This is a genomic window from Candidatus Enterococcus wittei, assembly GCF_002140175.1.
GTDB lineage: Bacteria > Bacillota > Bacilli > Lactobacillales > Enterococcaceae > Enterococcus_B > Enterococcus_B wittei.
Map to the genome: position 1 here is coordinate 160,576 of NZ_NGMO01000002.1, position 17,140 is coordinate 177,715.

General features: G+C 39.0%; 13 protein-coding genes. 12 read left to right on the forward strand and 1 reads right to left on the reverse strand.

Annotated elements, in window-relative coordinates; genetic code table 11:
- Positions 1–278: 278 nt before the first annotated feature.
- Positions 279–467 (reverse strand): 50S ribosomal protein L28, encoded by a 189-nt coding sequence (gene rpmB / locus A5844_RS05170; RefSeq protein WP_086284201.1) that lies wholly within the window; start codon positions 465–467, stop codon positions 279–281.
- A 269-nt stretch (positions 468–736) separates the two neighbouring features.
- On the opposite strand from rpmB, the gene A5844_RS05180 reads away from it, so the two are divergent.
- From A5844_RS05180 to smc, 12 genes are all read left to right on the forward strand, one after another.
- Positions 737–1,099, forward strand: coding sequence for an Asp23/Gls24 family envelope stress response protein (locus A5844_RS05180; RefSeq protein WP_086284202.1), 363 nt, complete (start codon positions 737–739; stop codon positions 1,097–1,099).
- Between the two features lie 51 nt (positions 1,100–1,150).
- Positions 1,151–2,833 carry a DAK2 domain-containing protein gene (locus tag A5844_RS05185; RefSeq protein ID WP_086284203.1) on the forward strand — a complete coding sequence of 561 codons (1,683 nt, stop codon included), beginning with the start codon at positions 1,151–1,153 and terminating at the stop codon, positions 2,831–2,833.
- Between the two features lie 110 nt (positions 2,834–2,943).
- Entirely contained in the window at positions 2,944–4,980 is a 2,037-nt protein-coding gene (gene recG / locus A5844_RS05190) for an ATP-dependent DNA helicase RecG (RefSeq protein WP_086284204.1), read from the forward strand.
- Between the two features lie 48 nt (positions 4,981–5,028).
- Positions 5,029–6,030 carry a phosphate acyltransferase PlsX gene (gene plsX / locus A5844_RS05195; RefSeq protein WP_086284205.1) on the forward strand — a complete coding sequence of 334 codons (1,002 nt, stop codon included), beginning with the start codon at positions 5,029–5,031 and terminating at the stop codon, positions 6,028–6,030.
- A gap of 120 nt (positions 6,031–6,150) precedes the next feature.
- Positions 6,151–6,393 carry an acyl carrier protein gene (gene acpP, locus A5844_RS05200; RefSeq protein WP_086284206.1) on the forward strand — a complete coding sequence of 81 codons (243 nt, stop codon included), beginning with the start codon at positions 6,151–6,153 and terminating at the stop codon, positions 6,391–6,393.
- Positions 6,394–6,829: 436 nt separating this feature from the next.
- On the forward strand, positions 6,830–7,834 hold the full coding sequence (locus tag A5844_RS05205; RefSeq protein WP_086284207.1) for an ABC transporter ATP-binding protein: 1,005 nt from the start codon (positions 6,830–6,832) through the stop codon (positions 7,832–7,834).
- Entirely contained in the window at positions 7,835–8,779 is a 945-nt protein-coding gene (locus A5844_RS05210; protein WP_086284208.1) for an ABC transporter ATP-binding protein, read from the forward strand.
- Positions 8,779–9,741 carry an oligopeptide ABC transporter permease gene (opp4B, locus tag A5844_RS05215; RefSeq protein ID WP_086284209.1) on the forward strand — a complete coding sequence of 321 codons (963 nt, stop codon included), beginning with the start codon at positions 8,779–8,781 and terminating at the stop codon, positions 9,739–9,741. The genes A5844_RS05210 and opp4B overlap by 1 nt, the downstream gene beginning before the upstream one ends.
- A 28-nt stretch (positions 9,742–9,769) precedes the next feature.
- Complete coding sequence (locus A5844_RS05220) at positions 9,770–10,684, forward strand: ABC transporter permease (RefSeq protein ID WP_086284210.1); 915 nt, start codon at positions 9,770–9,772, stop codon at positions 10,682–10,684.
- Between the two features lie 25 nt (positions 10,685–10,709).
- Positions 10,710–12,491, forward strand: a complete 1,782-nt coding sequence (locus A5844_RS05225; RefSeq protein WP_086284211.1) for an oligopeptide ABC transporter substrate-binding protein — start codon at positions 10,710–10,712, stop codon at positions 12,489–12,491.
- A gap of 359 nt (positions 12,492–12,850) precedes the next feature.
- Entirely contained in the window at positions 12,851–13,543 is a 693-nt protein-coding gene (gene rnc, locus A5844_RS05230; protein ID WP_086284212.1) for a ribonuclease III, read from the forward strand.
- A 12-nt stretch (positions 13,544–13,555) separates the two neighbouring features.
- Positions 13,556–17,137, forward strand: coding sequence for a chromosome segregation protein SMC (smc, locus tag A5844_RS05235; protein WP_086284213.1), 3,582 nt, complete (start codon positions 13,556–13,558; stop codon positions 17,135–17,137).
- Positions 17,138–17,140: the final 3 nt, after the last annotated feature.

Consider the following 17,140-nt stretch of genomic DNA (forward strand, 5'->3'; position numbering starts at 1 on the left):
GGTTAAGTTTGCGTTTTCTTTTATAATATAATAACAATCATTAAAAGCTGTATTTTTCTTTTAAAATAAGGTGTTGACAAGGGTTTTGAAATGCGTTATGTTTAGATTGAAATGATTATAAAAAAACATATTTCTATCACTATTGAATAGTGGCACATAAAAGAAGACTTAAAACAATTATCTGGGTGATTAGTTGTTTTAAGCCTTTTTTATTTAAAGATATTTATAAAATAAAAACCGTTCATTGTGTGAACGGTTCAAACTTCATTCAATTATAATTATACGCGTTCAACTTTTCCAGATTTCAAAGCACGAGTTGACACCCAAACTTTTTTAGGTTTGCCGTCGATCATAACGCGAACTTTTTGCAAGTTAGGTTTAACAGTACGTTTTGTTGCGTTCATCGCATGTGAACGGTTGTTTCCACTTTTTGTCTTGCGACCTGTAAAGTAACAAACTTTTGCCATGTAAATTTCCTCCTTTGCCTTGATTTGGAGCAATAGTAAATTCAGCTCATACCAGAATAACATATCATACAGGAAAGAAATTTGCAAGTACATTTTCATAGTTGCGATTGACATTTCTCATGATTAATTGTAAATTAAACAAGGTTATTTCCTAATTTTTTCGAGGGTTTTTTGAGTACTTTAGGGTAACAGCCTTTTATTTCTAGGGCCGCTATGATAAAATGATAGAAGAAAAATGGGATTATTCTACCCGTTAAGGAGGCTCATTCATGGCTGTAAAAATTCAAACGTCAGCTGGAACCATTGAAATTACCAATGATGTCATTGCAACAGTGGTTGGTGGTGCCGCAACAGATGTGTTTGGTGTTGTAGGGATGGCCAGCAAGAAGCAAATCAAAGATAATATTACTGAGATTTTACGTAAAGAAAATTACTCTAGAGGGGTAGTTGTTCGCCAAGAGGACAATGGTATTGCGGTAGATGTCTACACAATCATTAGTTATGGTACAAAAATTTCAGAAGTTTCTCGCAATGTTCAAGAAAAAGTGAAATATAACTTGGAGGCATTACTAGGTGTTACAGCCAATTCTGTAAATGTCTTCGTACAAGGTGTTCGTGTACTGCCAGACTAGGCAGGAGACTTGCTGAGTGTTCAGCAGTCGATCTGAAGGAGGATTATCTAGGTGAGTGTAACAGAAATTAGTGCAAGCCAATTCCAGGAAATGGTGCAAGCCGGTGCAAATCGGTTACAAAAAAATGCAGAATATGTCAATTCGCTAAATGTATTCCCAGTACCTGATGGAGATACTGGTACAAATATGAATTTATCAATGACAAGTGGGGCAAAAGCAGTCGTTGACTCTAGCTCAGATAAAGTCGGAGAATTAGCAGCTTTACTATCTAAAGGATTACTTATGGGAGCTCGTGGGAATTCTGGGGTTATTTTATCTCAATTATTCCGTGGCTTTTCTAAACAAATCCCTGACGTGACTGTATTGACAGCTCCAGAATTAGCTGCGGCTTTTACTCATGGGGTGGAAACTGCTTATAAAGCAGTGATGAAACCTGTCGAAGGAACGATTCTGACTGTAGCCAGAGAAGCTGCAAAAGCAGGCGAAAAGAAAGCAAAAGCAACAGATGATGTCATTGAAGTGATGACTGCAGTCGTAAAAGGCGGCAGACGTGCATTGGCTAAAACACCAGACTTACTTCCTGTTTTAAAAGAAGTAGGAGTGGTAGATAGTGGTGGTCAAGGACTGCTGTTTGTATATGAAGGATTTTTAAGTGCGTTAACAGGAGAATTCCAAGCAGATGAAGTATATGAACCCTCTCCTGCTGAAATGGACGATATGGTCAACGCTGAACATCATCGCAGTGTCCAAGGACAATTAGCCACAGAAGATATCCATTATGGCTATTGTACCGAAATCATGGTGAAAATCGGTGAAGGACCAACTGTAGATAGTCAGTTTGATTATGAAGAATTCCGTAACTATTTAGATGGATTCGGAGATTCATTGTTAGTCGTAAATGATGATGAAATCATTAAAGTTCACGTGCATACAGAAAATCCAGGAGAAGTACTGAATTATGGACAAAAATTTGGTTCTCTTGTAAAAGTAAAAGTGGATAATATGCGTTTGCAACATGAAACGATTTTAGAGCATGATGAAGCAACGAATACTCTTGCTAAACAAGCTAAACCACGTGTACCTTATGGAATCATTGCGATCGCAGCTGGAAAAGGCGTGCAAGAATTGTTTGAAAGTCTAGGCGCAAACTATGTGATCAGTGGTGGTCAAACTATGAACCCAAGTACAGAAGATATTGTGAAAGCAATCAATGAAGTAAATGCCGATCAAGTTATCCTCTTACCGAATAATAAAAATATTTTTATGGCAGCCGATCAAGCAGCAGAAGTTGCAGATCTGCCAGTAGCTGTTGTGCCATCAAAAACAATTTCTCAAGGATTGACAGCGATGTTGTCCTTCAATGAACAAGCTTCTTTAGAAGAAAATAAACAAACGATGACGGAGATGCTTACTAGTGTGGTGAGCGGTCAAGTTACTCATGCTATCCGTGATACAATGATTGATGGTGTGAAGATCACAGAAGGGGACTTCCTTGGGATGATCGATGGGAAAATCGTTATCTCGAATCCAGATATCCTTGCAACATCGTTTGCGACTTTAGAACAAATGATCAATGATGATACGGAAATCGTAACGATTTTAGCTGGTGAAGGCGGATCCGTCAGCCAAGCAGAAGAATTATCTACTAAGTTATCCGAAACACATCCGAACTTAGAAATCGAGATCCATCAAGGAGATCAACCTGTCTATCCTTATTTATTTTCTGCTGAATAAAGCATCAATCTTGATAGACGATAAGCAGTAAACCATTTGAAAGGATCTTAGGTTAACAATCTTCTAGATTGTTGGCCGAGTTCCTTTTTTTGTTAAAGGAGGGGGATCGAATGCGATCATTAACTGATCCGGTGACGATGTTAGCCGGGGTGGGACAAAAAAGAGCAGATAGTCTGGCTAGTTTAGGTATTCATACTATTGAAGATTTATTAGTCTACTATCCGTTTCGTTATGAAGATATTCAAGAGAGAAATCTAAATGAAATCCAAGACCAAGAAAAAGTTACGTTAAAAGGATTAGTCGTTTCACCACCAGTTATGAGCCGATTTGGTTATAAGAAAAGCCGATTGCAGTTTCGGATGATGCAAGAACATGAGGTATTCAATGTTTCTTTTTTCAACCAGCCTTATCTAAAAGACAAAGTCATCCTCTCAGAAGAAATCGCTGTGTACGGTAAATGGGATGCGAAGCGCAAAGCATTGAATGGGATGAAGATATTAGGTTCTCAATCACCAGATGATTTTTCACCGATCTATCATGTGAATAAGACTATCCGCCAATCGACACTAGTTGATTTGATTAAACGAGGGTTTACGGAATATGGGGACCTCATTGAAGAAAACCTGCCTTTATATTTGACTGGAAAATACCGATTGCTGGATCGACCGACAGCAGTTAGAAGCATGCACTTCCCCAAAAATCATGAAGAAAATCATCAGGCAAAACGGCGTATCGTTTTTGAAGAATTCTTTTTGTTTCAAATGCGTTTACAAGGCCTCAAGCAAGCAGACAAAGCTGAAAAAAATGGGCTTGAGATATTATATGATGTGGAACGCTTAAAGAATTTTACGAAGACATTACCCTTTGAATTGACCCAAGCACAAAAGCGTGTCACAAATGAGATTTGCCGCGACTTAAGAAGTCCTCAGCACATGCAACGCCTCTTGCAAGGAGATGTAGGGAGTGGAAAAACAGTAGTTGCTGCCATTGCCCTTTATGCAACAGTGACGGCTGGATTTCAAGGAGCATTGATGGTGCCTACTGAAATATTGGCGCAACAACATATGGAGAGTTTACGGCATCTCTTTGATCCTGATGAAGTCAGTCTTGCACTTTTGACTGGATCGACAAAAGCGAAAGAAAGAAGAGAAATCGTTGAGAGACTGAGTAATGGGGAGATTGATATCGTCGTCGGTACCCATGCTTTGATCCAAGAAGGAGTAGAATTTCAAAATCTAGGATTAGTCATAACTGATGAGCAACATCGCTTTGGCGTAAACCAAAGGAAAGTATTACGAGAAAAAGGTTGGCGACCAGATGTTTTATTTATGACTGCTACTCCCATTCCTCGGACTTTGGCTATTACTGCTTATGGTGAAATGGATGTCTCGGTCATTGATGAACTCCCAGCTGGAAGGATTCCAATTGAAACACGTTGGGTAAGAACGCCACAATTAGACAACGTTCTCGAATGGACCTATAAAGAATTGAAAAAAGGACATCAAATGTATGTGATTTGTCCCTTGATCGAAGAATCAGAAGCACTAGATGTCAAAAATGCAGTAGAAATCTATGAAAAGCTTCAAGAGCTGTTTGCTCCTGAATATGATGTTGGTTTATTGCATGGTAAAATGAAGAATCAAGAAAAGGATCAAATCATGGAAGCCTTCAAAGAAAACCAATTACAGGTTTTAGTCTCAACGACAGTCATTGAAGTGGGTGTCAATGTTCCTAATGCAACTGTTATGCTAATTATGGATGCGGATCGTTTTGGGCTCGCCCAATTACATCAGTTACGGGGGCGTGTCGGGCGTGGTAGTGAAGCTTCTTATTGTATCTTGGTTGCTAATCCTAAGAATGAACTAGGCGTAGAACGTATGAAGATTATGACGGAGACGACCAATGGTTTTATCTTGAGTGAAAAAGATTTGGAATTACGTGGCCCAGGTGAAGTATTTGGATTTCGCCAATCAGGATTACCAGAGTTTGCGATTGCTGACTTAGTGACGGATGGAAATGTTTTAGAAGTCGCTCGGGAAGAAGCTGCAACGATTTGGCAAATGAATGGTTGGCAAGTACTTCCAGAGTATCAGCCGTTAGTAGCTAGTTTGCAGTTGGAAAATCAAGATAATCGTTATTTCGATTGACTGATTGTGCTATACTTTGAAGATGATGAGAATAGAGGAGTGGAAATAATGAGAATTGCTGTTGATGCAATGGGTGGCGATCACGCACCACAAGCGATCGTGGAAGGTGTGGCGTTAGCCCAAAAAGATTTCCCAGAAATTGAATTTATCCTTTACGGAAAAGAATCGGAAATCAAAAAATATTTAACAGATGAAACAAATATTACGATCGTTCATACAGATGAAAAAATAAACAGTGACGATGAGCCGGTACGGGCAATTCGCCGTAAGAAAACTGCTTCTATGGTATTAGCGGCGCAAGCCGTAAAAAATGGAGAAGCAGATGCTATTTTTTCAGCAGGTAATACTGGCGCTTTACTTGCAGCAGGATTATTTATCGTTGGTCGGATCAAAAACATCGAACGTCCTGGATTGATGTCAACTTTACCAGTCGTCGGCAAAGAAGGCATGGGATTTGATATGCTTGATTTAGGGGCAAACGCTGAAAATAAGCCTGAACACCTTTTACAATATGGTATTCTAGGCTCATTTTATGCCAGAAAAGTTCGAGGGATTGGTCGTCCAAGAGTTGCCTTATTGAATAATGGAACAGAAGAAACGAAAGGTAGCGAATTGACGAAACGCGCGTTTGAATTGTTGCAAAATGAAACTAGCTTGAATTTTATCGGCAATGTGGAAGCACGTGATTTACTAAACGGTGTAGCAGATGTTGTGGTGACCGATGGATTTACCGGTAATGCTGTGTTGAAATCGATCGAAGGAACAGCAATGAATATGATGACCCTTTTGAAATCTGCTATTTTAAATGAAGGATTCAAAGGGAAAATGGGTGCGATGCTTTTAAAAGATGGGTTACGCTCGTTAAAATCTGAAATGGATTATTCGAAACATGGAGGAGCAGTTTTGTTTGGTTTAAAAGCTCCAGTAATCAAAACCCATGGTGCGACAGGGCCAGATGCAGTCAGATACACCATTCGTCAAATCCATACAATGTTGGAAACAAACGTGGTAGGCCAACTTGTGGAGCAGTTTGAGAAACCTCACGACTAGCGAAGGATTCCTCAAGAAGAAAGGTCATTCTAAAAAAGGGTGGACATTCCTAAGAAATGTCAGTAAAATTAGCTTTGATGAATAAAGCGACAATTTCAAGAATTGTTAGGGGTGAAAACATTGGCTCGTGAAGAAATATTTAATAAAGTAGCGCAGATCATTTCAAATCATTTTGAAATTGACACAGACAAAGTCACAGATGAATTGAACATCAAAGATGATCTAAAAGCTGATTCAATTAGTATCATGGAATTTGTCTTGGAACTTGAAGATGAATTTGGTACAGAAATTTCTGATGAAGATGCAGAACAAATTGAAACAGTGGGTGGCGCAGTTGATTATATCAATAGTCATTTGAAGTAAAACTGTGATAGGATCACTAAACTTAATTCAGAAGGCGGATCGTGGAAAAATAGCTTTTTCTATTTTTTACGGTTCGCCTTCTTCTTTTATATTGTAATGGATGAACTTAAATAGGTAGTTAAGCATAACATCCAAAAATCTTCTATTTTTAAGAAAAATAATCGGGAATATTTGATTATAAGGCTCATTCTCTTTTGGTTTTGAGACTTATTTTTTTTTAATCTGTATTCAATGATAGCGCCGTAACGTAAGATTTTTCAGACAATTCTGGCAACAATTGGATTTAATCTTGCAATATAAAACGGTTTTCTATATAATTATTAATAATATATTATATGTTCCTTAGAATATCGCTTGTTATATAACTACTTATTCTATTAGGATCATTTTTTTTATCAAGAAACCTTCCATTGAGGAAGCAGAGAGGGGTATTCGATTGTCAGATAATCAATTATTAGATGTTCAGAACCTACATACAGGCTTCCGTCTAAAGGATGAATATTACGATGCTGTAGATGACGTTTCTTTTACTTTAGACAAAAACGAAATCTTAGCTATCGTTGGTGAGTCTGGTTGCGGGAAAAGTACGTTAGCTACTACGATCATGGGGTTATTAGACCCTAACAATACCAAAATCACAGGAGAAATCTTATACAATGATTTGAATTTGATTGAATTAAATGAAACCTTGTATAACAAAATCCGCGGAAATGATATTGGAATGATTTTCCAAGATCCGTTATCCGCTTTAAACCCTCTTATGAGAATTGAAGACCAGATAAAAGAAGGCTTGTCTTATCATACGAAAATGAACGCAGACCAGCGGCAAGCACGAGCGTTAGAGTTATTAGAACAAGTAGGAATTCCTAATCCTGCCAGAGTGGGAAGACAATATCCTCATGAACTGTCAGGTGGGATGAGACAACGTGTCATCATTGCCATTGCCATTGCGTGTAAGCCTCCAATCGTTATTGCAGATGAACCGACTACTGCATTAGACGTAACCATCCAGGCACAGATCCTTGACTTATTGAAAGATTTACAAGAAGAAACAAAAACGGGGATCATATTGATTACCCATGACTTAGGTGTCGTAGCGGAAATGGCTGATCGTGTAGCAGTTATGTACGGTGGACAATTCGTTGAAGTAGCGGATGTGAAGGAACTATTTGAAAATCCAAAACACCCCTATACACGCTCCTTGTTGAATTCTATCCCTCAAGAAGGCAACCATGAAGCAGAATTACACGTCATCGAGGGAGTCGTTCCTTCCTTGAAAAATATGCCAAGAACAGGTTGTCGGTTTGCCCCACGGATTCCCTGGATCCCAGCAAGCGATCATGAAGAAAATCCAGTCTTGCATGAAATTGCTCCGAATCATCTGGTTCGTTGCTCATGTTATAAACATTTCCACTTTAGAGACGAAAAAGGAGAGGTGTAAATGTCAGAATTAATCACGATCAATGATTTGAAAGTTCACTATCCGATTCGCAGTGGTTTTTTTAATCGAGTAACGGACCATGTTTATGCGGTAGACGGTGTTGATTTCGTCATCGAAAAAGGAAAAACATACGGATTAGTAGGTGAATCCGGCTCCGGTAAATCAACGACAGGAAAAGCGGTCGTTGGTTTAGAAAAAGCAACTGCGGGACAAATCATCTATGAAGGAAAAGATGTTACTAAAAGAAGTAACCGCAAAAAACTTGGATATAACAAAGATGTCCAAATGATTTTCCAAGATTCCATGTCTAGTTTGAATCCTAAAAAGCGAGTGTTGGATATCATTGCGGAACCGATTCGTAATTTTGAGCGATTGAGCGATCAAGAAGAGAAAAAGAAAGTCAAAGGCTTATTGGATATCGTTGGTATGCCTGAAGATGCGTTATACAAGTATCCCCATGAATTCTCTGGTGGCCAAAGACAACGTCTAGGTGTTGCTCGGGCGGTCGCTACCAATCCAAAACTAATTGTGGCGGACGAACCAGTTTCTGCTTTGGACTTATCCGTACAAGCACAAGTTTTGAACTTCATGAAAAGGATCCAACAAGAATTTGGACTTAGTTATTTGTTTATTTCCCATGATTTAGGGGTCGTAAAACACATGTGTGACAATATCGCCATTATGTATAAAGGCCGATTCGTTGAGATCGGTACACGGGAAGATATTTATAACGATCCACGACACATCTATACAAAACGCTTACTATCTGCCATTCCAAGGATCGATGTAGAAAATCGGGAAGCTCATAAAGAGAACCGACGGAACGTTGAACGAGAATATTTGGAAAATCAGAAAGACTACTACGATGCCACAGGTCGGGTATATGATCTTCGTACGCTGACCCCAACACATAAAGTAGCGTTGAAAGATGGAGGTGCTCACTAATGTGGAAAACGATTCTACGACGTGTTCTATTGATGATCCCACAAGTCATTATCCTTAGTATTCTGATCTTCATGTTGGCACAAGCAATGCCTGGAGATCCTTTTACTGGCTTGATTAACCCTAACCAAGATCCAGCTGTTATCGAACAAATGCGTCAAGCTGCTGGTTTAAATGACCCTTGGTATGAACAATATTTCCGTTGGGTAGGAAATGCTTTGCAAGGAGATTTCGGTCAAAGCTTTTTATATAAACGCTCTGTTTCCGATTTGATCGGTGAACGGATCATCAACACACTTTATTTATCTATTCTAACTGTTATTATTACGTATTTAATTGCTGTACCACTTGGGATGATGGCAGGACGCTATCAAAACTCTATTTTGGACAAAGCAGTAGTTATTTATAATTTCTTCAGTTTCGCTGTTCCTTTGTTTATTTTTGGTTTGATCATGCTATTTGTCTTTGGTTACCGTCTAGGATGGTTCCCTACAAGTGGTTCTCAGACATTGGGACTGCAAGGTGGATTTGTCACTCAGTGGATGGATCGACTGAAATATATTCTACTTCCATCTATCACACAAGCCTTTTTAGCAACTGCTGTAACGATCCAATATCTAAGAAGTGAAGTCATCGATTCAAAATCATTGGACTTTGTACGTACTGCTCGATCAAAAGGGGTACCGACAAATAAAGTATTTAGTCGCCATATCTTCCGGAATGCGGCTTTACCAATGGCCTCTCAAATGGGGTATGAAATAACTTCTTTGATTGCTGGTTCAGTCGTTATTGAAAAGATCTTTGGTTATCCTGGTGTCGGCAAATTATTTATCGACTCGATTGGTCAGCGTGATTATACTGTAATCACCGCCTTAGTCTTGATTTTAGGAATCGCAACGTTAGTGGGGACATTGCTGTCAGACATCATTATGAGCATTGTTGATCCGCGTATTCGAATCCAATAAAAAATCAAACAGAAGGGAGAATCGATCAATGAGTGATAAAAAGAAAGAAGTTGCGCAAGAGAGTATCCCGCCAATGGGGATCCGAATGATCGCACGAGAATTCAAAAAAGATAAAATAGCCATTTTCTCTTTGGCTTTACTAGTTATTTTGTTGTTAGTCATTTTTATTGGTGCTATTTTCATTGACCAAGACAAAGTGATGTATGTCAGTATTTTTGATAAGTATGCTGCACCTGGTGCCATCTCTGCTGAAGGTGAAAAATTCCTTCTAGGGGCAGATGAAGGTGGTCGAGATGTCTTGGGTCAATTAATCATTGGAGCAAGAAATTCTGTGATGATCGGTTTTGCTATTACGATTATTACTTCGATCATCGGGGTAGGACTTGGGATTCTTTCAGGTTACTACGGTGGGATCATCGATAATGTGTTGATGCGTATCGTCGATTTCATCATGATTTTACCGATCATGTTGATCATCATCGTATTCGTTTCAATTATCTCTAGATACAATGTTTGGTCCTTTATTTTCATCATGAGTGCTTTTTATTGGGTGGCAAAAGCCCGATTATTCAGAAGTAAAACATTATCAGAAGCTAGACGTGATTACGTCAGTGCTTCGAAGACGATGGGAACAAGTGATTTCAAGATCATGTTTCGTGAAATCATGCCGAATTTAAGTTCATTGATCATTACAAACCTAACGATGAACTTTGCGGCAAATATTGGGATCGAGACCACTTTGACTTTCTTAGGCTTTGGGTTGCCTGCCAATGTACCAAGTTTAGGGACATTGATCGGTTATGCAAGTAATGGTGAAGTTTTAGTGAATCGACAATGGATCTGGTTACCTGCGTCAATTCTGATTTTAGTGTTGATGTTGAGTATAAACTATGTTGGTCAAGCATTTAAGCGTTCTGCAGATGCACGTCAACGATTAGGATAGGAAAGGTGAAGGGGGAAAATAGGATATGAAGAAAACGATTTTTGGATTTGCGACACTGCTATCAGTGATGGCACTAGCAGCATGTGGTAGTGGTGGCGGTACGGACTCTACTGGCGATAAATCAGCAAACAATGGGAAAAACAGTGAAGTTACTTTTCCACTCTCTACAAAGAACGACGATGACGCGATTAAAGATGGGGAACTAGAGGTTGCTGTAGCAACGGATAGTCAGTTTAAAGGATTGTTCCAATGGGAATTCTATCAAGATTCCTATGATGCTGCATTTATGGCTCCATCACATGAAGCATTATTCTCAAATGATGCCGACTTTAAGATCACCGATGACGGTGCAGCAACACTAAAATTAGATCAAGATACGAAAAAAGCAACAATCACAGTCAAAGATAATGTGAAATGGTCAGATGGTACAGATGTCACAGCGGATGATGTGATCTTCCCATATGAGATCATTGGGAATAAAGATTACACAGGTATTCGTTATGATGATACTTTCCGTAATATCGTGGGTATGGAAGAATACCACAGCGGTAGTGCTGATACGATTTCTGGTATTAAGAAAGTAGACGATAAAACAGTTGAAATCGAATATAAAGAAGTCGCACCAAGTATGCTTCAAGCAGGTGGCGGTATCTGGACATATGCTGCACCAAAACACACGTTAGAGGGCGTAGCGATCAAAGATATGGAATCAAGCGATCAAGTACGTAAAAACCCAGTGACATTTGGGCCTTACTACATGAGTAATATCGTTGCCGGTGAATCTGTTGAATACTTACCAAATGAGTATTACTGGAATGGCAAACCACAATTGAAAAAAATCACTATGAAATCATTGCCAACTGCCAGTGCGACAGAAGCTTTGAATTCTAAACTTTATGATATGATTTTCCAAATGCCAACAGATACGTACGAAACATATAAAGATATTGCAGGTTATACGAATCTAGGACGCGAACAAACTTCATATACTTACTTAGGATTCAAACTAGGTAAATGGGATGCTGAAACAAGTAGCGTATCTTATGATCCAAATTCAAAAATGGCAGACAAATCATTACGTCAAGCAATGGGTTATGCTTTAGATAACAATGCTGTCGGCGAACGTTTCTATGCTGGTTTGAGAAGCAATGCAACATCATTGATCCCACCAGTATTTGAATCTTTCCATGATGATGAGTTAAAAGGATTTACGCAAGATATGGACAAAGCAAACAAATTGTTAGATGATGCTGGTTATAAAGATGTGGATGATGACGGCTTGCGTGAAGACAAAGATGGCAATAAATTTACCATCAACTTTGCTTCAATGTCTGGTGGAGAAACTGCACAACCACTAGCTGACTACTATGTTCAACAATGGAAAAAAATTGGTTTAGATGTTCAATTCACTACAGGACGTCTGATCGAATTCAACTCATTCTACGATCGTCTAGAAAATGATGATCCAGAAATCGATGTATTCCAAGCTGCTTGGAATACAGGTACAGATCCAAATCCAAGTGGACTATGGGGTCCTAATGCAGCATTCAACTACACTCGTTTTGAATCTGAAGAAAATACTGAATTAATCAACAACATCAATTCAAGCAAAGCATTTGATGCAGATTATCAAAACGAAGCTTATAGAAAATGGCAAGAATATGCGTTTGAAGAAGCTTTTGCTATTCCAACTTTATTCCGTAATGAAGTATTACCAGTTAACGACCGCGTAAAAGATTGGGATTGGGCATATGATGCACCAAATCCATGGGCTGTTGTGACTGTTACTGCAGATTCACGTGCGTAAATAGTAGGACAAGTACTTCTGAATGTAAAAACCGAAATAGCTGAAAATAGGATAACCTATTTTCGAGCTGTTTCGGTTTTTTTCTTATCACTCGGTTCAGAATACTTCCTTTACGTTCCTAATAAACTGTATTCGAAAAATACAAAATATGACGAGTTATTATACAATAATTTATTTTACACCTCAACGAATAATGTTGTTCTCATAACCTCTTATACATACATGGAACCTAATTTCTTGAAAGTTTTATCTTTGTTTTATAAAGCTTTTCATACCTTTCGTTCCAACCATTTCAAATTTTGTGAAAAACCAGTATAATAAGGAAGTATTGAAAAAATATCCATAAAGGAATGTGGAAGATGGACAATCAGCTGACAAAAGAATTGAAAGAAAAGTATAACATCGTTTTTCACGATTTAAGCTTACTTGAACAAGCTTTTACCCATTCATCCTATGTGAATGAGCATCGCAACTTACAATTATCTGATAATGAACGTTTAGAGTTTTTAGGAGATGCTGTTTTAGAGTTGATGGTTTCAGAATATCTGTATCGTTTGTATCCAGATATACCTGAAGGCAAATTAACGAAGACACGTGCAGCAATCGTTCGTGAAGATAGTTTATCTAAATTTGCCAAGGAATGTCATTTTGATCAGCATATTATGTTAGGAAAAGGTGAAGAAAATTCTGGTGGGCGCACACGCCCAGCTCTTTTATGTGATCTTTTTGAAGCCTTTTTAGGTGCATTGTATCTTGATCAAGGATACGAAGTCGCACATGCGTTTATTAAAAAAGTGATTTTTCCAAAGGTTCGTGCAGGTGCTTTTTCACATGAGATGGATCATAAAACAAGATTACAAGAAGTGTTACAAAAATCTGGCGATGTCTTGATCGAATATCGTCTGATCAACGAAGAAGGTCCCGCCCATGAACGTATTTTTTGGATCGAGGTGTATGTCGACGATCAATTAATCGGAACAGGGCAAGGGAAATCTAAAAAATTAGCAGAACAAGCGGCTGCCGAAAATGCTTTGGCAGCGCTAAGTAAGTGAGGGAATGATTTCGTGTATTTGAAACGCATTGAAATAGCCGGATTTAAGTCGTTTGCGGATAAGACAGTCATTGACTTCGAAAATAGTGTAACAGCTGTGGTCGGCCCAAATGGGAGCGGAAAAAGTAACATTACGGAGGCTATTCGTTGGGTGTTAGGCGAACAATCTGCGAAAAGTCTTCGTGGAGGGAAAATGCCGGACATCATCTTTGCCGGTTCAGATTCTCGTAAGCCGCTGAACGTGGCTGAAGTGACTGTCGTCTTAGACAACACAGACCATTATTTGCCATTGGAGTACAATGAAATCAGCGTCACTCGTCGTTATCGCAGGACAGGAGAGAGTGATTTTTATATCAACAAACAATCCTGTCGGCTAAAAGATATCCAAGAATTATTTATGGATTCAGGGTTAGGTAAAGAGTCCTTTTCGATTATTTCACAAGGGAAAGTCGAAGCAATCTTCAGCAGTAAGCCAGAAGAACGCCGTGGGATTTTTGAAGAAGCTGCTGGGGTCTTGAAATATAAACAACGAAAGAAAAAAGCCGAGCAAAAGCTTTTTGAAACAGAAGACAATTTAAGTCGGGTACAAGACATTATTTATGAACTAGAAGAGCAGTTAACTCCTTTGGCCGCCCAGAGTGAGGCAGCTAAGGAGTTTTTACGATTAAAAGAAGCATTAACCCAGACAGATATTTCTTTGATGATCGCAGAAATCAAAATGGCAAAAAAAGATTGGGAAAACAGACAAGCAGAGCTAGATACATTTAATCAGTCATTAAAAGCACTGACAGAGGAAATCCAATCTAAAGAACAGCTATTGGCTAGTCAACGAAGAGAAAACAATCAAACAGATCGAGTCATTGAAAAAAACCAGCAAACACTATTAGCCTTATCAGAAAAATTGAAACAAACAGAAGGACAAAAAGATGTGTTGCTTGAACGAACGAAGCACACAAAAAAGAGTACCCAAGAGTATCAGTCCTCTTTAGCTGAAGCACAACAAAAAGTGAAGCATTTTGAAGAGCTACAAGTCGCGTTGACACAAGAAGTGAACCAAAAAGAAACGGAGATCCGTCAAGCAGAAACAGCGTTGATGAAGACCCAACAAGAATTGGAAAAATATCAGAAACCAACAAAAGAATTGCTGGCGGAGTTACGAGAGCAATATGTCGATTTGATGCAGGAACAAGCTACAGTGGGCAATGAACTAAAGTACTTGGAACGTCAATATTTGCAAGAAACTTCAAAAAGCCAGCAAACACTTGCTAGACAATCAGAAGTGGAAGCTCGTGTGGTGGAGATGTCTGCCAAGCAAACGGAGTGGACCCAAAAACAAGAAAAACTAAAATCAGCACTGGATGAATTGAAACTGACTCTGGAAGATGTTCAAACAAGAGGAAAATTGGCACAAGATCGGTTAGCCAAAGAACAGCCTAAGATGTATCATTTGATGAATCAGGTACAACAATTACGTGCACGCCAGAAAAGCTTACAAGAGATTCAAGAAAATTACTTTGGCTTTTATCAAGGTGTCCGCCTGATCTTGCAACAAAAACAACAACTGTCTGGTATAGTTGGAGCGGTGGCAGAATTAATCGATGTTCCCACAGAGTTTACATTAGCAATTGAAACAGCGCTAGGTGGAGCGGCTCAACATATCATTGTTGAAAATGAAGGGAATGCTCGACAAGCAATTACTTACCTTAAGCAACAAAGAGGTGGGCGAGCTACCTTTTTACCTTTGACAACGATCAAACCACGGCAGTTACCTGAGCATGTCTTGTCACAGGCAGCCACAGTCGATGGCTTTTTAGGGATTGCCAGTGAGCAAGTCACTTATCCTACTCAAATCCAGACAATTGTTCATAATTTATTAGGAACGATTTTATTAGCACGGGATTTGGCAAGTGCCAATGCCATTGCGCAACAGACCCGTTATCAATATCGTGTCGTCTCTCTTGAAGGGGATGTCATGAATGCCGGCGGATCTATGACTGGTGGTGCCAATAAACGAGGCAATCAAGGAAGTTTATTTGCACAAAACCAAGAATTAAAACAATTGACCCACGAACTTCAAGAAGCAGATACAGCTCTTCAACTACAAGAAAAGAAAGTCCAAAAATTGCAACAAGAAGTCTCTGTGTTGGCAGAAGAACAAGATCGCTTGCGTACACAAGGTGAACAGCTTCGCTTTGAAGAGCAAGAAGTAGCTAACCAGTTGCAAAATGTGACGAATGAGCTTGTTCGTTTTGAAAAAGAAAAACAAATCTCCAATTATGAAACACGTGAACTACAGCAATTTATCGAAGACTATCAAAAACAACAAGTTGCTTTAGTCACAAAGCAAGAAGAATTAGAGGTGCAACGGACACAAATCGATCAGGAAATCCGTTCATTGAGTCAAGAAAGTGATCAAATGGAAGAGCGTAGAGTGCAGGTACAAGCAAAAAAAGCCCAGGAACAAGCTGATCTAGCGGTCTTGAAAGAACAATTCAATCACTTACAGATTCAATTACGTGGGGCACGTGTCCAAAAAAGTGAAGCATTGGCCCGTCAAGAAAGTTTGGAAAAACAGATTGCTTCCTTAACGGCTGATTTTACTGATCATGAGATAACTGAAGAAAGTTTAGATCAATTAATCGTGGATCTTGCAAGTGAACGAGAACAATTGAAAACTTTACTTGATGAGACAAAAACAAAGAGAGAACAAATGCAACAAGCAATTGACCGCTTAGAAGCAGAGTTGTCAGAAGAAAATCGTCAACAAAAAGAAAAACTTGCTCAACAATCACAATTGGAAGTCAAAAAGAATCGAGCAGAAATGCTTCTTGATAACCAATTGAATTATTTACAGTCAGAATATCAAATCAGCTTTGAAAAGGCTTGTCAAGATTATCAAGAAACAGAAAACTTGGAGGAAAGTCGGACACAAGTCGCTTCTTTCAAGCAACAAATCGAGCAACTAGGGCCTGTTAATCTCAGTGCGATCGAACAATATGAACAAGTCTATGAACGACATCATTTCTTGGCAACCCAGCGAGATGATTTGCTGTCGGCAAAACAGCAATTGTTTGAGACGATGGATGAAATGGACGATGAAGTCCGTACTCGCTTTAAAGAAGTTTTTGAGGCAATTCGACAAGAGTTCAAAATCGTCTTTCCAAATATGTTTGGTGGCGGGCGTGCTGAATTAGTGTTGACGGAACCGTCTGATCTGCTAAAAACAGGGATCGAAATCGAAGTACAGCCACCTGGGAAAAAACTTCAAAGCTTAAGTCTGCTTTCTGGTGGAGAACGGGCATTGACGGCGATTGCATTACTATTCTCGATTATCCGAGTATGTCCTGTACCGTTTTGTATTCTTGATGAAGTGGAAGCAGCGTTAGACGAAGCAAATGTGAAACGTTTTGGACGTTATTTAAGTGAATTCCAAAATGATACACAATTTATCGTTGTCACTCACCGCCAAGGTACAATGGTTGCGGCAAACGTATTATATGGTGTTACGATGCAGGAATCAGGTGTATCGAAAATCGTCTCTGTTCGTATGGAAGATGTGGATGAAGATGGAAAACTGAACGAAATGAAAGTGTAGGGA